The organism is Oceanisphaera pacifica (genome assembly GCF_017498065.1).
GTDB lineage: Bacteria > Pseudomonadota > Gammaproteobacteria > Enterobacterales > Aeromonadaceae > Oceanimonas > Oceanimonas pacifica.
The window spans coordinates 21,056-43,763 of sequence record NZ_JAGDFX010000013.1 but is presented as its reverse complement, the minus strand read 5'-3'; the positions used below and the strand labels follow the sequence as shown (position 1 = coordinate 43,763).

19 protein-coding genes are annotated in these 22,708 nt (G+C 47.6%); 16 read left to right on the top strand and 3 right to left on the bottom strand.

All coding sequences use genetic code 11. The features are described 5' to 3' along the window. The first annotated feature begins 15 nt into the window (after window positions 1-15). Entirely contained in the window at window positions 16-1,257 is a 1,242-nt protein-coding gene (moeA, locus tag J3U76_RS11385; RefSeq protein ID WP_208006094.1) for a molybdopterin molybdotransferase MoeA, read from the top strand. Window positions 1,258-1,318: 61 nt separating this feature from the next. Here the strand turns inward: moeA and J3U76_RS11380 are convergent, their stop codons facing one another. Continuing rightward, window positions 1,319-3,265: a bifunctional metallophosphatase/5'-nucleotidase gene (locus tag J3U76_RS11380; protein WP_208006093.1), complete on the bottom strand. Its 1,947-nt coding sequence runs from the start codon at window positions 3,263-3,265 to the stop codon at window positions 1,319-1,321. 161 nt (window positions 3,266-3,426) lie between these two features. Next, window positions 3,427-3,897, bottom strand: a complete 471-nt coding sequence (locus J3U76_RS11375; RefSeq protein WP_208006092.1) for a GNAT family N-acetyltransferase — start codon at window positions 3,895-3,897, stop codon at window positions 3,427-3,429. A 360-nt stretch (window positions 3,898-4,257) separates the two neighbouring features. On the opposite strand from J3U76_RS11375, the gene J3U76_RS11370 reads away from it, so the two are divergent. From J3U76_RS11370 to J3U76_RS11355, 4 genes are all read left to right on the top strand, one after another. After that, window positions 4,258-5,535, top strand: coding sequence for a lytic murein transglycosylase (locus J3U76_RS11370; protein ID WP_208006091.1), 1,278 nt, complete (start codon window positions 4,258-4,260; stop codon window positions 5,533-5,535). A gap of 523 nt (window positions 5,536-6,058) precedes the next feature. Then, window positions 6,059-7,447, top strand: a complete 1,389-nt coding sequence (locus tag J3U76_RS11365) for an L-cystine transporter (RefSeq protein WP_208006090.1) — start codon at window positions 6,059-6,061, stop codon at window positions 7,445-7,447. 200 nt (window positions 7,448-7,647) lie between these two features. Continuing rightward, complete coding sequence (gene trhO, locus J3U76_RS11360; RefSeq protein ID WP_208006089.1) at window positions 7,648-8,634, top strand: oxygen-dependent tRNA uridine(34) hydroxylase TrhO; 987 nt, start codon at window positions 7,648-7,650, stop codon at window positions 8,632-8,634. 114 nt (window positions 8,635-8,748) lie between these two features. Beyond that, entirely contained in the window at window positions 8,749-9,645 is an 897-nt protein-coding gene (locus J3U76_RS11355; RefSeq protein WP_208006088.1) for a DMT family transporter, read from the top strand. Between the two features lie 224 nt (window positions 9,646-9,869). Here J3U76_RS11355 and rarD read toward each other — a convergent pair whose 3' ends face one another. Then, complete coding sequence (rarD, locus tag J3U76_RS11350; RefSeq protein WP_208006087.1) at window positions 9,870-10,775, bottom strand: EamA family transporter RarD; 906 nt, start codon at window positions 10,773-10,775, stop codon at window positions 9,870-9,872. Window positions 10,776-11,062: 287 nt separating this feature from the next. On the opposite strand from rarD, the gene J3U76_RS11345 reads away from it, so the two are divergent. The 11 genes from J3U76_RS11345 to J3U76_RS11295 all read left to right on the top strand — a co-directional run bounded on the left by J3U76_RS11345 (window position 11,063) and on the right by J3U76_RS11295 (window position 22,698). Then, window positions 11,063-11,878 carry an SdiA-regulated/phytase-like domain-containing protein gene (locus J3U76_RS11345; protein ID WP_208006086.1) on the top strand — a complete coding sequence of 272 codons (816 nt, stop codon included), beginning with the start codon at window positions 11,063-11,065 and terminating at the stop codon, window positions 11,876-11,878. Between the two features lie 132 nt (window positions 11,879-12,010). Continuing rightward, complete coding sequence (locus tag J3U76_RS11340) at window positions 12,011-13,063, top strand: ABC transporter substrate-binding protein (RefSeq protein WP_208006085.1); 1,053 nt, start codon at window positions 12,011-12,013, stop codon at window positions 13,061-13,063. Window positions 13,064-13,066: 3 nt separating this feature from the next. Next, window positions 13,067-13,873, top strand: a complete 807-nt coding sequence (locus J3U76_RS11335) for an alkaline phosphatase family protein (RefSeq protein ID WP_208006144.1) — start codon at window positions 13,067-13,069, stop codon at window positions 13,871-13,873. Continuing rightward, window positions 13,870-14,820, top strand: a complete 951-nt coding sequence (locus tag J3U76_RS11330; protein WP_243454222.1) for an ABC transporter permease — start codon at window positions 13,870-13,872, stop codon at window positions 14,818-14,820. Before J3U76_RS11335 ends, J3U76_RS11330 begins: the two co-directional genes overlap by 4 nt. Next, the gene (locus J3U76_RS11325) at window positions 14,813-15,604 is read left to right on the top strand and encodes an ABC transporter permease (protein ID WP_208006084.1); all 792 of its coding nucleotides are present in this window, start codon (window positions 14,813-14,815) and stop codon (window positions 15,602-15,604) included. Before J3U76_RS11330 ends, J3U76_RS11325 begins: the two co-directional genes overlap by 8 nt. After that, window positions 15,604-16,620 carry an ABC transporter ATP-binding protein gene (locus tag J3U76_RS11320; protein WP_208006083.1) on the top strand — a complete coding sequence of 339 codons (1,017 nt, stop codon included), beginning with the start codon at window positions 15,604-15,606 and terminating at the stop codon, window positions 16,618-16,620. The genes J3U76_RS11325 and J3U76_RS11320 overlap by 1 nt, the downstream gene beginning before the upstream one ends. Beyond that, window positions 16,620-17,267 (top strand): HAD family hydrolase, encoded by a 648-nt coding sequence (locus J3U76_RS11315; protein ID WP_208006082.1) that lies wholly within the window; start codon window positions 16,620-16,622, stop codon window positions 17,265-17,267. The genes J3U76_RS11320 and J3U76_RS11315 overlap by 1 nt, the downstream gene beginning before the upstream one ends. 77 nt (window positions 17,268-17,344) lie before the next feature. After that, window positions 17,345-19,084: a bifunctional diguanylate cyclase/phosphodiesterase gene (locus J3U76_RS11310; RefSeq protein WP_208006081.1), complete on the top strand. Its 1,740-nt coding sequence runs from the start codon at window positions 17,345-17,347 to the stop codon at window positions 19,082-19,084. A 151-nt stretch (window positions 19,085-19,235) separates the two neighbouring features. Beyond that, on the top strand, window positions 19,236-20,282 hold the full coding sequence (locus J3U76_RS11305; RefSeq protein WP_208006142.1) for an amino acid ABC transporter substrate-binding protein: 1,047 nt from the start codon (window positions 19,236-19,238) through the stop codon (window positions 20,280-20,282). A 104-nt stretch (window positions 20,283-20,386) separates the two neighbouring features. After that, a complete protein-coding gene (locus tag J3U76_RS11300; RefSeq protein WP_208006080.1) occupies window positions 20,387-21,571 on the top strand; it encodes an amino acid ABC transporter permease in 1,185 nt (394 codons plus the stop codon). A gap of 26 nt (window positions 21,572-21,597) precedes the next feature. Further along, a complete protein-coding gene (locus tag J3U76_RS11295) occupies window positions 21,598-22,698 on the top strand; it encodes an amino acid ABC transporter permease (protein ID WP_208006079.1) in 1,101 nt (366 codons plus the stop codon). The last annotated feature ends 10 nt before the right edge of the window (window positions 22,699-22,708 follow it).

Genomic DNA, 22,708 nt, shown 5'->3' with positions numbered 1-22,708 from the left:
TGGAGGAAGTACAATATGACAACATTTGATCCCTGCAACCAGCCCGGCTTGCGTCCTTACCTCGATGCCAAGCAAGATATGCTGAATCAGCTAGATAAAATCAACAAAAGCGAACTAGTCGGCTTAAATAAACTACTTAATCGGGTATTAGCCGACGATCTTCACTCTCCGATTGATGTCCCCTCTTTTGCTAACTCCGCCATGGACGGTTACGCCCTGCGCGCGGCAGACTTAACTGAAGGTGTAGGGCTGACACTGGTTGGCACCAGCTTAGCAGGCCACCCTTTTAATGGTCGAGTAGAAGCCGGTGAGTGTGCGCGCATTATGACGGGAGCCGCCCTGCCATTGGGTGCCGATACGGTGGTAATGCAAGAAAACTGTCGCTCTGAGCACAATATAGTTTACCCCAGTGGTACTGTAACCGAAGGGCAGAATGTGCGCTTGCCTGCTGAAGACATGGCACAAGGCGAACGGGTATTTTCAGCTGGCACACGCATTAATGCGCGCGTACTCGCCATCTTATCTTCTTTAGGGCTAGAGCAACTCTATGTACAACGTTCACTAACCGTGGCGGTATTATCAACGGGGGACGAGCTAAAAACTCCTGGCCAATTATTAGGGCCAGGGGATATTTATGACTCCAACCGCATTGGTGTAAGCGCCATGCTGCAACGCCTTGGCGTAACAGTGCGCGATTATGGCATTATTAAAGATGATCCTGACGCCATCCGCCAAACCTTAACCCAAGCTTCCCAAGAGTCAGACGCCATTATTACTTCTGGCGGCGTGTCTGTGGGCGATGCCGACTACATTAAGCAAATTTTGGATGAAATTGGTCAAATAGGCTTTTGGAAATTAGCCATTAAGCCCGGTAAACCTTTTGCTTTTGGTCATATCAACGACTGCCCTTTTTTTGGTCTGCCCGGTAACCCGGTGTCTGCCGCTGTTACCTTTCATCTATTGGTACGCCCGGCTCTTGCTAAACTCATGGGTGAGCCAGTCCCCTCTCCCATTACCTTGCAGGCCACAGCCTTAATGCCCTTTAAGAAAAGTGCTGGGCGTATGGACTTTCAGCGAGGCTGGGTGAGTACTCAAGCCGATGGCAGCTTAGGGGTTGTGGCTGCAGGAACTCAAAGTTCTGGTGTCTTTAGTGCCATGGCCCAAGCTAACTGTTTGCTGCACCTAGAACAAGAGCGCACTAATGTCGCCAAGGGCGAACAAGTCACCCTAGAGCTGATTGACGGTTTATATTGGTAAAAGCGAACATTGACAAGCGAGCCCGTCAAGTAAACCTTGACTGGCTCGCAATGGGTGAGAATTAATGAAGGCGATTTACTGTAACACCAGACTCAGGTAAGGCCGTTAATATTGGCCGACGCGCCTGTACATAATCAATAAAGGCTTGGGCATCGGCATTACAGCTCACGCCAGGCAGCTGACAGTCTAGCGCTTGTTTTTGATAATGAACTTCTATAGCACCCTGCTCATTTTTGCTTAACCGCGATACCAAAAATGCAGTAAGCTCATCTTGTACATAAGCCAGATCGATTCTATCTGTCTCTGCTTGCTGCGCCTCAAATAGGGTATGCCAACCATCATTACCGGATGCATGATAGCCTGTGAGCACGACCTGATAACGCGCATCTGGGATAATACGTTGCCATTCACCTTGATGTAAATATTCTATGTTAGCAAGATAACCATGACCACGGCGAGTTTCATTAAAGGTGTATCGCAAGCCACTCACATAGGGGAACTGACCGGCATGAGTATCATCACCAATCGCACCATTAATGGTTTCTAACAGTAACCCCGCCACCTCTCGACCGGTAAGAGAGACCAAACTCACCGCATTCACAAAAGGTAAGATATCCAACCCTACATGACCTGCTTTTAACTCTCCGGCTTCAATGTTGTTACGCACAGCCCCCGCAGCCACTAAAGCAAAATCAACTTCACGCCCACTTACTCCACGCACTTCGGGAGTATTAGCCCAATATAATTGACTCGCCGCCACCAAGGGTGCAACTTGAGAGCCTTGATTGGCAACAGGCACCCGCACATGTTGCAACGACGAGGGCACATGGCCAATCACAGCACCGTAGGTCTGAAGCAGCTCTGGGCGATAGGTTTCATCAATGTAAGTCCGTAAACCTGGGTCTTCATCAACGAGGGCAACATTGGGCTGTTTGGCCAGAAAACCGGTAATGCGCTCTTGCTCTGTATCCGTTAGCCGGTGTTTATCTGCCCGACGAACATCATTATAAAAGACCTTATCTACCAATAAGGTATTGGTGCCTTTACAATCTGTGACTTGCCCATCTAAGGTAAAGTTAACCGTCAACTCACCCATCGCCTGAGCAAATTTACCGGCTTGCACGACACAGCTAATACCTAAACCATCAGGGTTAGTGAATTGTTGCGCGTAGGGGGCATTTTTTTCCCAGCCAAGCTGACTAAAGTCACCCAATAATGAATGCGAGTGTCCACCTACAATCACATCTATACCATTTACCTGTTCGGCCAACTGTTGATCTTTATCTAACCCCAAGTGCGTTAGGGCAATAATGTGTTTAACTCCCTGCTCGGTGAGGGTATCTACTGTTTGCTGGGCACTGACGAGCTCTTGTTTAAATTGCGCCTGGCCAATGTTAGGCGCAATATTAGCCATGTCCTCTAACACCAAGCCCATAATTGCCACTACCGGATATTTACCGGCATCTTCTACGCTGTTAACACGCTTTTTTTTATCGCCTTTAAATGCATACAAGACGTAGGGAGTTAAATTTTCAACTGCTTGTAAATCGCTATCTTGACTCACATCTAAGTTAGCCGCGACAATCGGAAAGGTCACACCGTCTATGAAATCACTTAAGCGTTGATTATTAAGATCAAATTCATGATTTCCTAATACCATGGCATCTAATGGCAGTTGATTTAACAGATCCACATTCATGGCGCCTTCATTCAACTTAAAGTAACCACTGCCCTGCCAAGCATCCCCTGCATGTAATAATAAAAAAGGCTGTTCTGTTTGTGCCGCCTGCTGGTGAAGTTGATTAGCATAAGACAATAAACGAGGATGGCCCCCCACACGGGTATACACAGTTTTGTTATTCAGCGTCAGTTGCACGTCACTGGGGTCAAAGTGTGAGTGCGTGTCATTAATATGTGCCACAGTAAGACTAAAAGGTTGGTCGGGTTGAGAGCTAGCACAACCGGCCAGCGCTAGGGTCAATAAACCAGCTATGAGGGGTTTGTTCATGTAACTGTAAGCTCCAATAAGATGTCAAATGGGGATAAGGTTGCTGCTAAAAATCTCAACACACTGGCGCAATCACAATAACAACAAAAAAAGAATAAATTTGTTACCACACTAAGCACAACGGCGTTGTTACTTAGCCTTGCTCTTATATAGTCAGGTTATCATGCTAGCGATTTTTCCATAATAAAACGGGTAAACTCTAAATCGCCTTTCACTATCAGCTCTTTCTCAATGAGCTGATAACCACGCTGTTCAAAGATGGGCCGTGATAATACACTGGCATCGGTACGCAAACATGTTACTCCACGACGCCGAGTTTCTTGTTCAATGTCTTCACATAAACGCCCAGCAATCCCTCGGCCTGCGTGATCACCTAACACATAAAGCAGCGCTAAGTGATCGTCAGGATACAAGGTGGCAAAGGCAACGGGTATTTGGTTACAAGCCATCACTCGGGTGTACCCTGTTAACACCAATGTTTTAAAGTCAGCCGCGTATAAATACGGAAAAGCGGCCCAATACTCTACCTGCTCACTGCTATAACCCCGACGTCCTTGCTGCATCACAGCATCATGATAGATAAGCTCAAGGCTGCTCAAGTCAGTGTCTTTAAAATCTCTAATCAGATACATAACCGCTCCGATCGAATACCTGTGATACGAGTTAATATCATATCTCGCACTCTGTTTTGGTTCACCACCCATTAATAATGGCACCACTGCCAACACCCTAGACAACAAATGAAGCAAATGCTTCTCTATTAGGTCTCAATATTCAATATATTACCCAAAGTGAGCCGACAGGTGCTTGCGTTTGTGATCATAGCAAAGCTGAGTGACACTATCTGCTAATAGACTATGATTTTTATCAATTTATTATTTATTATACAGCCTGTCTATCAGAGGAAAATAACCCTTTTCCCCTTTCATTTTTACTCCCATCGGATATGCTGCTATACAGGCCTACATTATGCTATTAACTAACGAGATCTCATGTTTAAACGACACTCTTTAAGTGCACTTATATTGGGTACAGCGTTAACAGGCTGTGCCAGTCATGCCACCACGGCTTCTGCTACTCCCACCACAAACACCACTACAGCCGCAGAAACGAACACATCAACCAAGCAAGCCTCCACTCAGCCGGTTGAGCAGGCCGACTTTAATGCGTGGCGTACGGATTTTCGTGCAAAAGCCTTAGCCAAGGGCATCAAACCGGCTGTGTTTGATCGTGCCTTTAAAGACGTGACCGTGAGTAAAAAGGTTATAAAGTTAGATGGTAATCAGGCTGAATTTACGCGACAAATTTGGGAGTACCTAGATACCGCCACCTCAGCGGCGCGCGTCAGTACCGGTCGTGAAAAAGCTAAACAGCTGGCCAGCACACTCAGCGCCATAGAAGCCCGCTATCAGGTAGATGCCAGTGTGATTTTGTCGGTGTGGGGCATGGAAACCAACTATGGCTCTTACCGTGGCAACACCAGCACTATTGCAGGTTTAGCAACCTTAGCGTTTGAAGGCCGACGCCGTGCCTTTGCCGAAAAGCAATTAATTGCCGCGCTTTCTATACTGCAATCGGGTGATGTGACTCCTGAGCGCATGCGCGGCTCTTGGGCAGGCGCCATGGGACATACCCAGTTTATGCCCACCAGTTATTTAGAATACGCTCAAGACTTTACCGGTGACGGTAAACGCGATATTTGGTCGGATGATCCTAGCGATGCGCTGGCTTCAACTGCCGCTTATTTAAAGCGCTTTGGCTGGCAACATAATGCGCCTTGGGGCGTAGAGGTGAGCTTACCAAAGGATTTTGACTATACCCAAGCTGACCAAAGCAACCGTCAACCGGTTAGCGAGTGGCAACAACAAGGCGTAACAACAATAACGGGGCAGCCATTACCTGATTATGGCAAAGCCGCTATTTTAGTGCCTGCGGGTGCTCATGGCCCTACCTTTGCCATTTTTAAGAACTTCTATGTGATCCGCCGTTATAACAACGCAACCTCTTATGCCATGGCCGTAGGACATCTAGCTGAAAAAATAGCCGGTGGTGGTGAATTCGTCGCCAAATGGCCAAGAGAAGAACGTGCCTTAAGCCGCAGCGAAAAACTAGAGTTACAGCGTGCACTTACAGCCAAAGGCTTTAGTACTAAAGGTGCCGATGGGGTAATTGGACCTAACACCATTAAAGCCATTCGCGCTTATCAACAATCACGCGCACAAGTCGCCGACGGCTACGCCAGCGCCTCTTTGCTAGAACAGCTGAAATAATAAAGGTCCTTCGGACAGCGTTCAGCCGTCAGCTATAAGCTGTCAGATAAACCAAAGACTAAACAAGCGCCCCTACGATTGATGAAATGCGGTGTTTTATGTAGGGGCGAATTTATTCGCACAAAAACCATGGGGCGGTTTAAAGTTCAACACAAAGCCCTAACGTCCAAAAGAGCATCTACGTTAGGGGTAGCTTGGCGCAATAATAAAAAGGGTCGGGGTCATTTATCAACAGACAACCCTAAGCGTTCAATCTAAACCGAGCCCACTATAAATAAAACTATTTAAAAACAGCAACTTGAAAACTATTAGTGTTTAACTCCGTCTTCAACTTCAACTAAATGACTCCGATCCCTTTTAGGCTTTGTGCTTTTTTTTGACAGCTTATGGCTGACGGCTCACCGCTATCTCTTAGTGCTATATACTGAATCGTTAGCTCTCATAACAAAATAGATTATAGCTCAGTCGAATCTACTGATAACATTGCATATTAACCACATAAATTACTGTTTACGGAGTAACCATGCTGCTGGTGTTATTTAATCTAGCTGTGTTTTTATTATTAATGCTACTGCTGGGTAAACTGGCCCGCAGCGGGCAATCTCTTTCGCGTCAAGTATTGACCGGCTTAGTGTTTGGTGTCGCCGCCGGCTTTATTATGCAGGCTTTGTATGATGCCGCCACCATTACCGACACCCTAGAGTGGGTCAATATGGTGGGCTCAGGCTATGTGCGTTTATTAAAAATGATCGTCATTCCCTTGGTACTGGTCTCTATTTTGGGTGCTGTGGCCCGCCTGCATAATGCGACCTCTTTGGGTAAAATTAGCTTGTTAACGCTGGGCGTCTTGCTGTTTACCACTGCTATTTCTGCATTAGTCGGTGTTTTTGTCACGCAAGCCTTTGGTTTAAGTGCCGCTGATTTAGTACAAGGGGCCCGTGAGTTGGCGCGTGCCGAGCATTTAGAATCACAAGTGGGCAATGTGGCTGATCTTTCTGTGCCTCAGTTAGTGGTGTCGTTTATTCCTAGCAATCCCTTTGCTGATATGACTGGCGCCAGTGCGACCTCTGTGATTGGTGTGGTGGTATTTGCCACTTTCTTAGGGTTAGCCACGCTGACCTTATTAAAAGATGAGCCCGAATTAGGCCGCCGTGTGATTGGGGGTATTGAGGCGCTACAAGCATTAATTATGCGTCTAGTGCGCTTGGTGATGAAGCTAACACCCTATGGGGTGATGGCATTAATGACCAAGGTGATTGCCGGCTCTAACTTACAAGATGTCATCAGCTTAGGCGGCTTTTTAATTGCCTCTTATTTAGCGATTGCCATTATGTTTGTGATCCACGGTGTCTTGCTCACCTTGGTGGGTGTAAATGCAAAACGCTTTTTCACTAAAGTGTGGCCAGTATTAGCCTTTGCGTTTACCAGCCGCTCCAGTGCAGCCACTATTCCACTTAACGTGCAGGCACAAACCAATAAGTTAGGGGTACCGGATACTATCGCCAACTTCTCGGCCTCCTTTGGCGCCACTATTGGTCAAAACGGTTGTGCGGGTATTTATCCAGCCATGTTGGCTGTGATGATAGCCCCAACCATGGGCATTGATGTACTGGACCCACTGTGGCTTGCTACTCTGGTGGGCGTGATCACCCTCGCCTCTTTTGGTGTGGCTGGTGTGGGCGGCGGTGCTACTTTTGCTGCTTTAATCGTATTACCTATTATGGGTATGCCAGTGGCATTAGCCGCCTTGCTCATCTCCATTGAGCCGTTAATTGATATGGCGCGCACCGCATTAAACGTGAATGGCTCCATGACTGCCGGTACCATTTCGAGCAAGTTACTGGGTCAAACCGACCAAGCTGTATTTGCAAAAGATGAAGAAGCAGGCTCAACAGCTAATGCAAGCTTGTAAGTAAGCGATAAAAATCAGCCCCACGCCTGTTAGGCTTGGGGCTTTTTTTATCTCTTTTTCTGGCTTAGTGCTGTCGGCTTTGCTCTCACATCTCGCTAAAGTTTGATATCATTTGCGCCATTAGGTTATGCATAACCCCATGACCACACCTTTTTGATTAATACGGCGCATATGAAGTTAATAATGCGCTGGAGGAAGTTATGTCGCAATTTGTTGTATGTGCTCTTTATAAGTTCGTTACCCTAGATAACCACCAAGCGCTGCGCGAGCCATTACAATCTATGATGGAGTCGGTACAAATTCGTGGCACCCTGCTACTGGCCAATGAAGGCATTAATGGCACAGTGGCGGGCTCTCGGGACGCCATTGAACAATTGAAAGCTTGGTTTGCTAACGACGCCCGTTTTAGCGGTATTGATTACAAAGAGTCACTTAGCGAAGAGCAACCTTTTTATCGCACCAAAGTAAAACTTAAAAAAGAGATTGTTACCTTAGGCGTTGAAGGGATTGACCCTAAACGCGTGGTCGGCACCTATGTGTCCCCTCAAGACTGGAACGCGCTGATTTCCGACCCCGAGGTGGTGGTGGTCGATACCCGTAACGATTACGAAGTGGGTATTGGTACCTTTAAAGGTGCCCTTAATCCAAATACCGACAGCTTTCGCGAGTTTCCCGAATACGTTAAAAACAACCTTGATGCCAATAAGCACAAAAAAGTGGCGATGTTTTGTACTGGCGGTATTCGCTGCGAAAAAAGCACCGCTTACTTAAAAGAGCAAGGTTTTGACGAGGTCTATCACCTGCATGGCGGCGTATTAAAGTACTTAGAAGAAGTGCCCGCTGAAGAATCACTGTGGGAGGGCGAATGCTTTGTATTTGATAATCGCGTTACCGTAGATCATCAACTGCAGCCTGGCCAATACCAACTGTGCTCGGCTTGCCGCGCGCCTTTGTCACCCGCAGAATTACAACATGCCCATTATCAACATGGCGTGAGCTGCCCACACTGTTATGACAAGCAAACGCCTGAGCAAAAGCGCCGTTACGCCGAGCGTGAGCGCCAGCTACAGTTAGCCCAAGCGCGCGGCGAAGCACACATTGGTAGCGACGCCGTGGCTGCTGCAGTCCAACGCCGCGCTGAAAAACTGGCGCGCAAAAAACAACAACAGGATAAAACACAGCGGTAAGCTTTAAGCCGTCAGCTCTCAGAAAGTGAACAAGACTAACCCTAACCAAAAACACCCTAACAATACAGGGTGTTTTTCTTTAGCTGACGGCTTATCGCTTCGTGGAACGAACTCATGCTCTGGATCCCTTTTACTTTATTTGCCGCCTTTATGCAGGCGTGGCGTAATGCATTTCAAAAACAGCTTAGCCAAGATTTAGGCGCTACTAGCGTTACTTTGGCGCGCTTTATTCTAGCCGGCCCCATAGCAGCACTTTATTTATGGGGTTTGTATTACTGGCAACCGAGCCAACCGCTGCCGCACTTTACTGATTCACACACGAGCTATGTATTTACTGCTTATATTGTGGGAGCCGCATTATGCCAAATTGCGGCCACCGCTTTAATGGTGCGACTCTTTCAGTTACGTAATTATGCGGTCGGTGTCGGGCTTGCCAAAAGTGAAGCCATTTGGGCAGCCATATTAGGGGTGGCATTTTTTGGTACGCTGCTTTCCCCCCTAGGGTGGATGGGGGTGGTGATTGGTAGCCTAGCCGTGGGCTTATTAAGTGGCATGCGCCAAGTAACCGGCCAAGTCTCCCCCAAAACTCTACTACTGGGTGTGGCCAGTGGGTTAAGCTTTGCGCTCACCTCGTTATGGGTACGTGAAGCCAGTTTATTACTTGAACTCGACTTTCCTTTTTCGGCCGCTTGGGTACTCTTGTTAGTGATCAGCCTGCAAACCCTATTATTAGTGAGTTGGCTAGGTATACGTGATCCCGCCAGCTTAACCGGCTTAATTAAGCGCCCAGCTCTTACCGCATTAGTCAGTCTAACCAGTTGTTTAGGCTCTATTGGTTGGTTTAGCGCCATGAGCTTAGAAAGCGTGGCCTTAGTAAAAACTTTAGGCCAAGTAGAGGTGCTGTTTACGCTGCTAATTTCTACGTATTATTTTAAAGTAACCCTCGCTCGCCAAGATAAGTGGGGGCTGGCCTTAATTGTTATCGCAGCACTGTGTGTGATGTGGGCATAAAGACAGCTGTAAGCTTTAGGCGGTAAGCTGTCAGAAAACAAAAAGCTGGATTGCCGCGTCGTTACACTCCTCGCAATGACGAAAGGATAGCTCCGGCTTTTCGTAAATACTCTGTTGGACGTCTAGACTTTGCGTTAAATTTTAAGCCGTGCCATGGTTGTTGTGCAAACAAGCTCGCCCCAACAAAAAGATTGTAACTCATTGGATATCTAACTACCTTGGCGCTAGCTAGGAGGGTTACCGTCAAAGGGGTAGCGTTTAAAGGTGAGTAGTTGTTTCACCCCTTCTAGCACTAATAAGCCCACCGCCAGCCAAATGGCGATATACGTGGGCCACTCTGCCGCTTTAATGGTTTCGCCTAACACCAAAGACACCACCACCAGCAATACCGGCTCCACATAGCTTAATAAGCCAAATAAACTAAAGGGCAGCTGACGACTGGCTAAAATATAACACACCAAGGCCAAAGCACTGACCATGCCAAGCCCTAACACCAATAACAAGAGGATAGGTCTTTCCCCAAAGGCGGCAAACGGGATATCTACTGATAACACAAACCAAGCGGCCACTGGGATCATTAACAGCATATCGCACCACAAGCCCCCTAAATGATCACACTTTAGTTGACGGCGCCACACAAAATAAGCCGGATAACCAAGGGCCACCACTAGGGTTTCCCACGACACTCCACCGGCATGCCACACCTCGTTTGCCACCCCAACGGCGGCAAAGGCAACCGCAGCCCACTGTAAACGCGTGGGCCTTTCCTGGTAAAAAAATCGGCCAATTAGCACTAGCACTAAGGGCATCATAAAATAGCCCAATGACACAGGTAACCCACGACCATTAATGGGCGCCCACATAAAAATCCACAGTTGCACGCCCAGCAAGGCCGCTGATAACGGCAGACCAAACCATAAGATAGGCCGCGCCTTAGCTTCGGCAAATAAGTCGGTAACCAGCTTCCAATCGCCACTATAAAGTAGAAAAAGCGCAACACAGGGCATGGTCAACAGCATGCGCCAGCCAAAGACCACTTCACCATTCAGTGGCTGCATTAAACTTGCATAATAATACAAGAACGCAAACAGCACAGACGCTAATACCGATAACGTAATACCTTTGGTCACCCTGCCCTCCTCTTATGTTCAACCTATGGTTATTTTGCCGAGAGCTTAACAGCTTTCAGCCTAATATTGAGCTGGATAATTAAATAAATATAGCAACTATGAGCTAACTTCAGCATTTAATCAGCACGGCCTACTTCAACACCCACATTTAACCTTATATTAATAATTCTACTCTTGCCGCCACATGCTAGTGACGATTGGTGAGATTGACAAAATATGACGGTAATATGTTGAGCTTCAGATAAAACAGATTACAACAATAGCTTTTCTTAGGTTGGGTTGCCTTCATGCGCATTATTTTATGGTGTTCAATATTATTACTCACCGGCTGTACGACTGCATACAGCCAGTCGTTAACGCTAGAGCCATTGTCGCGTTTCAATAAACAATTAGCAGAAACCTCTGGTCTCATCAGCTGGCAGCAAGGTTTTATCAGTCATAACGACAGCGGTCATCATGCAGCATTGTTTATACTCACTATAGATGGCGAGATCATCGATCAACGACCAGTTGCAGCGGATCATAATGACTGGGAAGACATTGCCGTACGCGGCAATACCGTCTACTTGGCTGATATAGGTAATAATCACGGCAGGCGGCGCGACCTTAGTATTTTACCATTGACGCTACATCAAAATGAACAAAGCCACTTTAAGCCACCACCGCATCAACATAACTTCGATGCCGAGGCGCTCACTTGGGTAGACGACGAATTATGGTTATTGACTAAGCGCTGGCTTGATCAAAAAACCACCCTATACAAAGTCCCTACCACTGCAAATACTCGCCCATTAAAAGCTTGGCAGCAACTCAACCCTAAAATGCTTGTAACCGGCGCCGAATTTGATAAACAGACGAGTACTTTACTGCTACTTGGTTATAGCCGTAGCTGGTGGCATCGTAAAGCTTGGGTTTGGCTTTACCCTGTAAAAAATGGCCGAGTACTTGAGCATCAGGGTAAGCGATTACAATTAAGCGAAAACGGTCAGTTTGAAGGCATTACCCTAGGCCAAGATGGGTTTATCTATGTTACCCGCGAAGGAAATAGCACTAATCTGTTTCGCAGTCATTTATCTTTAACAGATATATTAGAAGAGAAATAACGCAACAATTAGCTCAGCCAAAGCGCCAATTTAGCTTTCGACATTAAATTGCCATAAAAATACAACCCTACTGTCATCGACCTCACTTAGTATCAGCTTCGAACTTTAGCTTACTCCTGAGGATTAAAATCGATGAAGCGCACACTAAAAATATCCAGTCTGCTGGCGCTAAGTCTCAGCAGCTCTGCTGTACTTGCCAACGATATCGCAACATTAGAGCAAAAGGCCCGAGCCGAGGGCAAAATTTACAGCGTTGGTATGCCAGATAGCTGGGCGAACTGGAAAGACACTTGGCAGGACTTAAACGAGCACTACGGTCTTGAGCATCAAGACACTGACATGAGCTCGGCTCAAGAAATCGCTAAGTTTGCCGCAGAAAAAGAGCACGCCACTGCAGACATTGGCGACGTAGGTGCCGCTTTTGGCCCCATCGCCGTACGCCAAGGCGTCACTCAAGCCTATAAACCTACCACTTGGGAACAGATCCCCGATTGGGCCAAAGATGAAGACGGCCACTGGATGTTGGGTTACACCGGCACTATCGCCTTTATCGTTAATAACGAACTGATACACAAAGCTCCCACCTCGTGGCAAGACCTGCTAGATGGCAACTACCAAGTGACCGTTGGTGATGTAGGGGTGGCCGCACAAGCCAACAGCGCCATATTAGCTGCCGCATTTGCGCAAGGCGGCGATGAGTTCAATATCAAACCAGCACTAGATTTATTTTCCGAGCTTGCCAAGCAAGGCCGCCTGTCTCCCATAGACCCTAATATTGCTAACTTAGAAAAAGGCGAAGTGGAAATGGCCATCTTATGGGACTTCAACGCCCTTAGTTATCGCGATCAAATTGACCGCGACCGTTTTACCGTGGTTATTCCAAATGATGGTTCGCTGATTTCAGGCTATGCCACCATTATCAATAAATATGCTAAAAATCCAAACGCCGCCAAGCTGGCTCGGGAATATATCTTAAGTGATGCCGGACAAATTAATTTGGCTCGCGGTTATGCCCGCCCCATTCGCGATAATGTCACCCTGCCAGCAGAAGTACAAGCGCAACTACTACCCCAAGCGATGTACGAGGTCGCTCGCCCAATTTCCGACCATAAAGCTTGGGAGAAAAGCACCCGTACTTTATCTCGCCAGTGGCAGTCGGCCGTACTTATTCATCAACAGAGATAACGCATAATGAGCAAGGTCATATTAGTCATAATAGACGGACTGGCCTATGAAGTAGCCCAACAGTGTATGGGCTACTTACAGGGCTTGAACGAAGCGGAACAAGTCACCAGCTATAAAATGCAATGTGAGCTACCAGCGGTGTCTCGCCCCCTTTATGAATGCATTCTTACCGGCTCTCGGCCGGTAGACAGCGGTATATTAAATAATGACATGGCGCGCCTTAGCACGCAGCAAAGTGTGTTTTCACTGGCGAGATCGGCTGACCTCACCACGGCGGCAGCAGCCTATCATTGGGTCAGCGAGCTGTATAACCGCGCCCCTTACCAGCCAATACGAGATCGCTTTACTCAAGACTTAACATTACTCATACAGTACGGCTTATTTTATTCTCAAGATCACTACCCCGACTGTCACCTGCTACAAGACGCAGAGGTTCTCAGAACCCGGTTCAATCCGGATTTTTTGCTGATCCATCCCATGAATATCGATGATGCCGGCCACAAGTTCGGCTTAGATTCTCGTCAGTACCGCAACAGTGCTCGGCGTTTCGACCTGCTATTGGCTAATTATATGCCGCACTGGTTAGCCGAGGACTATCAAGTGTTAATCACCAGCGATCACGGCATGAACCAAGATCATAGCCATAGTGGCACCTTGCCTGAAGAGCGAGACATACCGTTGTTGGTCGCAGGATCCGCCTTTAGTCATGACCGTTATGCCCGCCCCAAACAAATAGAGCTATGTGGCACTATCGCCAGCCTGCTTGGGGTACCTCACGACAAACCTCTATGCAGTGAGTTATTAAAATGAATGAGTCTCTAGCCGTCAATATCTACCCAAATACCACTCCCCAAACCGATCCCCGTCTCCCCCAGACACGAGCATCCGCTCAGCAGCTTAATAATGCCGCGTCTGTGGTGGCCAAACCCGCAGCGTGGCGGCGCGGGCTCCCCTTATTGTGGCTACTGCCTTTTGTATTGCTGTTTGGCTTGTTTCAGTTAGCACCTATGTTCTGGGTGCTGATCAACGCCTTTCGGGCAGAAGGTCACTGGAGTTTGGCCAATATTAAAGAAATTATTGACTCACCCTTTTATATACAGTCATTTACTAACAGCATCGATTTGGCGCTGTGGTCCAGCCTGTTCGGTTTACTGATCGCGCTAGCGGGCTGTGCGGCACTACGCCAAGTACCGGGTAAGTTACAAGATATGGTGGTGGCCTTCACCACTATGGCCAGCAACTTTTCGGGAGTGCCGCTGGCGTTTGCCTTTATCGTGTTACTGGGCATGAACGGGGCCTTAACTTTACTGCTGCAAGAAGTCGGAATTGCCGATAGCTTTAATTTGTATTCTCGCAGTGGGCTTATTGTGCTTTATACCTACTTTCAAATTCCACTGGCCATGTTATTGCTCTACCCCGCATTCGGCGGCCTCAAAGAAGACTGGCGAGACGCCGCGGCGCTGCTCGGCGCTCGCCCTTGGCAATATTGGCTACGGGTCGTATTACCCGTGCTAACGCCGGCCTTACTAGGCACTTTTATTATATTGCTGGCCAATGCATTGGGCGCTTATGCCAGCACCTTTGCGCTGATGACCAGCAATTATAACTTAGTCACCATCCAGATTTCCGCCTTGGTTGCCGGTGATATTTTTCTTGAACCGCAGCTGGCCGCCGCCCTGTCATTATTGTTGATGGCGATACTGCTTATGGTAACTGCCATCAATCAGTGGATTATTAGCCGGAGCCGTTATGAATAAGTCACCCAAAGCGCCGCTGTTAGCTCGATTAACCGTCAACGGGCTATTGTGCCTACTGGCTGCCCCCATCATCATCACCTTGGTGTACTCCTTATCTGCACAATGGGGCGCGCATATTTTACCCAATGGCTTTACATTAGATTGGTATATCACGCTGTGGACCGACAGCCGATTTTTGGCCGCTTTCGCTCGTTCATTGCTGGTGTGTTTGGCCGCCTTGTTACTGAGTTTGCTATTGATACTGCCGACCTTGTTTGTGGTGTTCTATTATTTTCCGCGTCTAAAAGGGCTGATGAATCTATTAATCTTATTGCCTTTTGCGGTGCCGCCCGTGGTGTCATCGGTCGGCCTGCTACAATTGTATGCGGGAGGCCCTTTACCATTGATTGGCGGCCCTTGGATTTTAATTTTCTGCTATTTCACCATCAGCCTACCTTTTATGTACCGCGCACTGGCCAATAATCTGGACGCCATTCCCTTGTCGGACTTGATTGATGCGGCACACCTGCTAGGTGCCAGTACGGTGATGGCTTTTTTGCGGGTGGTATTACCTAACATCCGTAATGGCCTGCTGGCGGCGCTGTTCTTGTCTTTCTCGTTTTTATTCGGCGAGTTCGTATTTGCCAATATGTTGGTCGGCACCCGTTTTGAAACCCTGCAAGTCTATTTATATAGTCAGCGCACCAATAGTGGTCACTTTACCAGCGCCATGGTGATGTCTTATTTTCTCTTTATCGGCATCGCGACCTGGTTCGCCTTGCGTCTACAAACTCGGAGCCGCTAATGCACTACCTAGAAGTCACCAACCTAACCAAATCATTCACCGACACTCCCGTATTTACAGATATCCGTTTTGATATCAGTAAAGGAGAGTTTGTGACCCTGCTCGGCCCATCAGGTTGCGGCAAGTCGACACTGTTACGCAGTATTGCCGGATTAACCACCCCAGACAGCGGACAAATACGGGTTGCCGGCGAAGACATTACTTGGCTTAAGCCGCAAAAACGCGGCATCGGCATGGTTTTTCAAAGCTATGCGCTGTTTCCTAATCTGACGGTGGCCGATAATGTTGCCTTTGGGTTGAACATGAAACGAGTAAGTAAAAAAGATATCGCTCGCCGCGTAGATGAAGCTCTTGAGTTAGTTGGTTTAGAAGCTCGCACCCATTACCATCCCGCTAAGCTTTCCGGTGGTCAGCGCCAGCGTGTCGCTTTAGCACGAGCCTTGGTAGTACGACCTCGAATTCTGCTACTCGACGAACCTCTATCCGCCCTTGATGCCCCTATCCGTAAACGTTTGCGTGAACAAATACGAACAATACAGCAACAACTTAATTTAACGACTGTGTTTGTTACTCATGATCAAGAAGAAGCGCTTACTCTATCTGATAGAATATTTGTAATGAATCAAGGTCAGATAGTACAGGCTGATACTGCAGAAGTTGTCTATACTCGCCCCGCTACCGACTTTGTAGCTGGATTTATCGGCAATTATAATCTGCTCTCCCCCGCACAAGCTTATACACTACTAGGCCTAAACATTAACGCTAGACTGGCCGTGCGTCCCGAGTCCATTTATATTCGTGAGTGGGGTCGAGACTATGGCCCCACTATGACGGCACCGATACCGGCCAAGGTTATTGCTCATCAACTACTGGGCAATGTGATCCGCTACCGTATTGAGGCAGCGGGTTGCCTGCTAACCGTAGATAGATTAAATAGAGGTGCCGATACACTGTTATCGGTGGGCAGCCCGCTGGAACTGCTCTTTGACTGCACCGAACTAAAAGAGGTTGCCTGATGAAACTGGCTATTTTTGACCTAGATGAAACCCTAATTGCCGGTGACTCGGCCAGTTTATGGCTGGCGTTTATGGTGCGCCGTCAGCTGGCCAGTGCTGACATTCTGGTACAAGAAAAAAATCTGATGGACGCCTACTATCAGGGACAGATGGACATGAACGCCTATATGGCGCTCACTCTGGCCCCTCTGAATGGTTGGCAGACACAAGATCTCGCCCCGCTAGTAGAGGAGTTTTTGCAGCAAGACATACTGCCTATCGTCTACTCCAAAGCACGCAAACGGCTAAATTGGCATCAAGCTCAAGGCCATTGCGTGGTGATAGTATCTGCCACCGGCGAACACCTAGTTAACCCCATCGCTCGTGCGCTGGGGGTTGAGCATGCCATTGGCATTATGCTTGAATGTTGTGATGGAGTGTATAATGGCCGAACTCACGGCGTATACAGCTACCAAGAGGGTAAACTTATTCGACTGCAAAGCTGGCTAGATGAACAAGGGCTTATCCCCTCTTTAAGTTATGCTTATAGCGATTCACTCAATGATTTGCCTTTATTACAGTATGCTGACCAAGCTGCCGTAGTGAACGGTGACGCACACTTGCGTTTAATTGCCCAACAGCGGGGCTGGGAGCAGCTTAGCTGGTAAAACAATATAGCTTAATGTCATATTTTTTTCATACAGCAGTCATACACTGAGCACCATCGTTGTTACATGGTGTTCTCATGACTTGTTCGCTACCTAAAAACACTCTTATCACCCTACTGGAGCAGCACGCTTTACAGCCAGTATTTCAACCCATAGTCGATACGCGCCAGCATCGTTTATTGGGGCATGAATCCTTAATTAGAGGCCCTGTGGCACACCCATTGGAATTTCCTGGGGCGCTTTTTAATGAAGCCAAACAGACGGGCTTACTGTCTGAGTTGGATCTGCACTGTCGTCAACAGGCCATGCAAAGCTATTGCCAATTACAGATGACAGGACTGTTATTTATTAACGTCAACCCCAACCTGTTGCTCGACAAGCAGCACCCCAAGGGCTGTACTCAACGTATGGCGCAAGCACTGGGCATTCCTGCTAATAAAGTCGTTATTGAGCTATCAGAACAATACCCTATTTTAGATCCCGCCGGCCTAAAAATTGCCGTTGACCACTATCGTAGCTTGGGCTTTTTAATTGCCATTGACGACTTAGGCACGGGGTATTCCGGCCTTAAGCTGTGGTCAGAAGTCAAACCCGACTATGTAAAAATCGATCGCTACTTTATTCAAGACTTACACCAAGACCCGATTAAGCGCGAGTTTGTACAAAGCATTATTACCTTAGCACGCGGCATGCAGTCTCAGGTAATTGCCGAGGGCATTGAAACCGAGGACGAGCTGCAACAGCTACAACAAATGGGCGTTTATCTGTGCCAAGGCTATTACTTGGGCCGCCCCCAAGCCGCACCTTTGCTGCAAGCACCCCGTCTGGATACCCAACCGCCATCCCCCCTCGCCATTCGACAACAGGAAAGTGTGGCTACACTAGCTCGCACTGGGATCACGGTCGATATCGAGGATACCATACAGCAGGTGTTTGATATTTTATTAGCCAACGAGCGACTGCAATCGTTGCCCGTATTAGCACAGCACACACCGATTGGCATATTGCGACGAGCAAAAGTAATGGAGTTATTTTCAGGCTCTTATGGCCGATCACTCTATGCCAATAAAAGTGTTCGCCATGCCATGGATACGCCAGTAATAATGGACTGGCAAACGTCGTTAGAAGCTGCCAGTGGTTTGATTACCCTCGACGATGAAACCGAGCCTTTATCTCATTTTATTCTCACTCGCCAAAGCGACTATTACGGGCTCGCCTCGGTGCGCGGCTTACTGCGCAATATCACCGAACAACGTTTGCAGCATGCCCGCTATGCTAACCCGCTCACGCAGCTACCCGGCAACGTACCCATCTATAAAGCCATTGACGATGCGCTACAGCAACAGCGCGACTTTTACGTCGCTTATTTTGATCTTAACCACTTTAAACCCTATAACGATGTTTATGGCTATGCCCAAGGAGACAAAGTCATCCAATGGGTCGCCCAGCTGTTTCAAGAAGTGGTGGCCGGTGCCGAGCAATTTATTGGCCATGTGGGCGGCGATGACTTTGTGGCCGTGTTTGATGGCCACTGTCACTGGCGTGAATTGTGCGAGCTAATACTGGCGCGGTTTACCGACGGCATAGCGAACTTCTATCATATTGAGCACAGGCAAAGCCAAGGAATGGTGGCCTGTAACCGTAATGGTGAGCAGCAGTTTTTTCCTTTATTGGGGCTCGCTATCGGCGTAGTCGCTCCTGATAACCGCGGCTGTCACTCTCATCATGATGTGGCTATTTTAGCAGCGAATGCGAAGCATCAGGCTAAACAATTCCCTCATAGCCACTGTCTGCTTAGTACACAACGCGTGCCTTAGCTTTGATATTGCTCAAGTTTAATTGTATTAAAAATAGCCTGAATACCAACCAAATATTTATTTTGTGCTAATACTCTAAGGGGCAAGTCATTTTCTAATACCCAATTATATCGTTACTGAACCTCGTTAATTCAAAGGGACATGAACCATGATGAGTATCAACACAGTTAACAGTAATAAGACCACCTTCAGAAGAAATGCATTATTAGTTGCCGCAACTTTCGCCGTGGGCATAACGCAAGTACAAGCAGAAACCTTAGAAGCCGTGCACGAAAGAGGGGAATTAAAATGTGGGGTTAACGCAGGATTAGCAGGCTTTTCTCACCCCGATGAAAAAGGCGTGTGGCAAGGTCTGGATGTAGACTTATGTCGTGGCGTGGCGGCAGCCATTTTTAATGACCCAAGCAAGGTGCAATATATTCCGTTAAATGCCAAAGAGCGGTTAACCGCGCTCCAGTCAGGCGAGATTGACGTACTCTCGCGTAACACCACTTGGACTTCGAGCCGAGATACCGAGCTTGGGGTTAACTTTACTGGCATCAACTACTACGACGGTCAGGGTTTTCTAGTTAAAAAAACCTTAGGGGTAGCCAGTGCTAAAGAATTAGATGGTGCCGCCATTTGTATTCAATCTGGTACCACCACAGAGCTAAACGTGGCGGATTACTTTCGCAAAAATAATATTGAATATACCGCAGTGGTGTTTGATACCCCAGATCAAACTGTACAGGGCTTAGAAGCAGGCCGTTGTGACGTGCTCACCTCCGACTTGTCTCAACTTTATGCGTTACGTACCAAGATGTCGGATCCTGCCGGTGCCGTTGCCCTACCCGAAGTCATCTCAAAAGAGCCCCTAGGTCCTTCGGTGCGCCAAGGCGATGATCAGTGGTTTAACATAGTGAAATGGACGCACTTTGCCATGCTCAACGCCGAAGAGATGGGCATTACCAAAGCCAATATAGACAATATGAAAGGTAGCACTAGCCCTGATATGCGCCGCTTTTTAGGCGAAGATGGCAACTTTGGTAAAGGCATGGGACTTACCGCTGACTGGGCTTATCGTATTATTAAGCAAGTGGGCAACTACGGTGAAGTATTTGAAAAGAACGTAGGCCAAGATTCGCCGCTTAAAATAGAGCGTGGGCTTAATGCACTATGGACTGATGGTGGCTTGCAATATGCCCCTCCGGTTCGTTAATCGCGGCTGATTATTTATCTCGTTAATTGCAACGGTAAATTATCGATACCAACAGGGCCGCAATGGATGCGGCCCCTTTATGACTTTTTCGGGGGGCTGGGCTTATGTCCTTACCGAGCAAACAGGTTACTCATAAAACCACCTTTTGGCGTGATCCGGCTAAACGTGCTTTACTCTTTCAATTTTTACTCTTAGCCTTTGTCGCTTTAGTGCTGTGGTTTATTGTTAGCAATACGTTTTCTAATCTTGAAACCCGCGGTATTACCACCGGCTTTGATTTTTTAGATGATCCCGCCGGCTTTGCTATCGCACAATCCCTTATTCCTTATAGCGAAATTGATACTTATGGGCGCACCTTTGTGGTGGGACTGCTCAACACCCTATTGGTATCATTTTTAGGCATTATCGGTGCCACTATTTTAGGGTTTATTATTGGCGTATCTCGCCTATCCCCCAACTGGCTTATTGCACGCTTGGCATCGGCTTATGTTGAGCTATTTCGTAATATTCCCCTGCTACTGCAAATGTTTTTTTGGTATTTTGCCGTACTTCGTACCCTACCCAGCCCGCGTAATAGCATTAACATTAGCGATAGCGTTTTTTTAAATGTACGCGGCTTATATTTACCTGAACCGCTAGCCGGCCCCCAATTTTACTGGGTGGGCATCGCCTTGTTTATCGCTATTGGGCTCTCTATTGGCCTTATAAAATGGAATCGACGCCGCCAAGCGGCCACAGGTAAGCGATTTGCCGCAGGCTGGATCTCTGTGGGGCTTATCTTAATACTGCCAGTCATAACGTACCTGTTATTAGGCTCGCCGCTGGCGTGGAGCTTTCCTGAATTAACAGGCTTTAACTTTAGAGGCGGAATGACCATTATTCCGGAGTTATTGGCACTCTGGTTATCGCTCACCATTTATACTGCTGCCTTTATTGCTGAGATTGTTCGCTCGGGCATTCAAGCCGTGGCGCACGGCCAAACCGAAGCCGCCCACGCCTTAGGCATTAAAAACAGTTTAACACTACGATTAGTGGTGATCCCACAAGCAATGCGGGTCATTATTCCCCCTCTTACCAGTCAGTTTTTAAACCTGACTAAAAACTCCTCCTTGGCCACTGCCATTGGCTACCCCGACTTAGTCTCGGTGTTTGCCGGCACCACGCTCAATCAAACCGGCCAAGCAATAGAAGTGATCACCATTACCATGCTGGTGTACTTAGTGATAAGCCTGACCGTGTCTTTCTTTATGAATTGGTTTAACCGTCGAATGGCGTTAGTCGAACGATAAGCCACAAACGAAGTGGAGCTTTAATTATGTATAAAAATACCCTTACTCCACAGCGGGCCGCCCCCGTCGCCAGCAGTGGCATTATTGGCTGGCTAAGAGCCAACTTATTTTCGGGGCTATTTAGCAGTCTTTTTACCCTACTGGGTATTTATCTGCTGTATCTGTTGTTGGTCCCCATTATTAGCTGGGCGTTTACTAATGCCGATTGGCTGGGCACAAGTCGAGAGGCTTGCGTAAGTGATGGCGCTTGCTGGGTCTTTATCAGTCATCGTTTACAACAGTTTACCTATGGCTTTTACCCCAGTGATGAGATTTGGCGCATTAACCTCACCTTCTTGTTATTTGTGTTACAGCTGCTGTGGTTGGCTCTGCCTCGCTTACCGGCTAAACAATGGGTGGCACCGTTTTTAGTATTGATCTTCCCTGTTATTGCTTATGGCTTGTTATATGGCGGCTGGTTTGGCTTAGCTGTGGTGCCCACCCATAAATGGGGTGGGCTTACGCTCACTTTGATTATTGCCATTGTTGGTATTTTTGCCGCCTTACCTATCGGCACCTTATTGGCCTTGGGCCGGCAATCTAACATGCCGATAGTGCGTAGCTTGTCGGTGGTGTTTATCGAGTTTTGGCGTGGAGTGCCTTTGATCACAGTGTTATTTATGTCCTCGGTGATGCTGCCCTTATTTGTGCCAGAGCAACTCACGCTCGATAAGCTTATTCGTGCCATGATCGGCATTATCTTCTTTCAATCCGCCTACATTGCCGAGGTAGTACGCGGCGGCTTACAGGCCATCCCTAAAGGCCAAAGCGAAGCCGCTGAAGCGCTGGGGCTTAATTACAGCAAAACCATGTTACTGATTGTGCTACCTCAAGCACTAAAGATGATGATACCGGGCATAGTTAATACCTTTATCGCCTTATTTAAAGACACCAGCCTAGTACTCATTATTGGCCTCTTCGATTTACTGGCCATAGTACAGTCGGGTCTTGCTGACGCTAAGTGGTTAGGGTTTGCAACCGAAGGTTACGTATTTGCCGCTTTAGTCTATTGGGTATTTTGCTTTGCCATGTCTAAATACAGTCAGCATTTAGAGCACAAATTAAACACCGGGCACCGTCCAGGTTAGGTCTTTGGGC

Coding starts and splice junctions, on each gene's coding strand:
- J3U76_RS11325 (WP_208006084.1), top strand. CDS start 14,813: ATGAATAAGTCACCCAAAGCGCCGCTGTTAGCTCGATTAACCGTCAAC.
- J3U76_RS11320 (WP_208006083.1), top strand. CDS start 15,604: ATGCACTACCTAGAAGTCACCAACCTAACCAAATCATTCACCGACACT.
- J3U76_RS11300 (WP_208006080.1), top strand. CDS start 20,387: ATGTCCTTACCGAGCAAACAGGTTACTCATAAAACCACCTTTTGGCGT.
- moeA (WP_208006094.1), top strand. CDS start 16: ATGACAACATTTGATCCCTGCAACCAGCCCGGCTTGCGTCCTTACCTC.
- J3U76_RS11295 (WP_208006079.1), top strand. CDS start 21,598: ATGTATAAAAATACCCTTACTCCACAGCGGGCCGCCCCCGTCGCCAGC.
- J3U76_RS11375 (WP_208006092.1), bottom strand. CDS start 3,897: ATGTATCTGATTAGAGATTTTAAAGACACTGACTTGAGCAGCCTTGAG.
- J3U76_RS11370 (WP_208006091.1), top strand. CDS start 4,258: ATGTTTAAACGACACTCTTTAAGTGCACTTATATTGGGTACAGCGTTA.
- J3U76_RS11345 (WP_208006086.1), top strand. CDS start 11,063: ATGCGCATTATTTTATGGTGTTCAATATTATTACTCACCGGCTGTACG.
- J3U76_RS11365 (WP_208006090.1), top strand. CDS start 6,059: ATGCTGCTGGTGTTATTTAATCTAGCTGTGTTTTTATTATTAATGCTA.
- J3U76_RS11310 (WP_208006081.1), top strand. CDS start 17,345: ATGACTTGTTCGCTACCTAAAAACACTCTTATCACCCTACTGGAGCAG.
- trhO (WP_208006089.1), top strand. CDS start 7,648: ATGTCGCAATTTGTTGTATGTGCTCTTTATAAGTTCGTTACCCTAGAT.
- J3U76_RS11305 (WP_208006142.1), top strand. CDS start 19,236: ATGAGTATCAACACAGTTAACAGTAATAAGACCACCTTCAGAAGAAAT.
- J3U76_RS11380 (WP_208006093.1), bottom strand. CDS start 3,265: ATGAACAAACCCCTCATAGCTGGTTTATTGACCCTAGCGCTGGCCGGT.
- J3U76_RS11315 (WP_208006082.1), top strand. CDS start 16,620: ATGAAACTGGCTATTTTTGACCTAGATGAAACCCTAATTGCCGGTGAC.
- J3U76_RS11340 (WP_208006085.1), top strand. CDS start 12,011: ATGAAGCGCACACTAAAAATATCCAGTCTGCTGGCGCTAAGTCTCAGC.
- J3U76_RS11330 (WP_243454222.1), top strand. CDS start 13,870: ATGAATGAGTCTCTAGCCGTCAATATCTACCCAAATACCACTCCCCAA.
- J3U76_RS11355 (WP_208006088.1), top strand. CDS start 8,749: ATGCTCTGGATCCCTTTTACTTTATTTGCCGCCTTTATGCAGGCGTGG.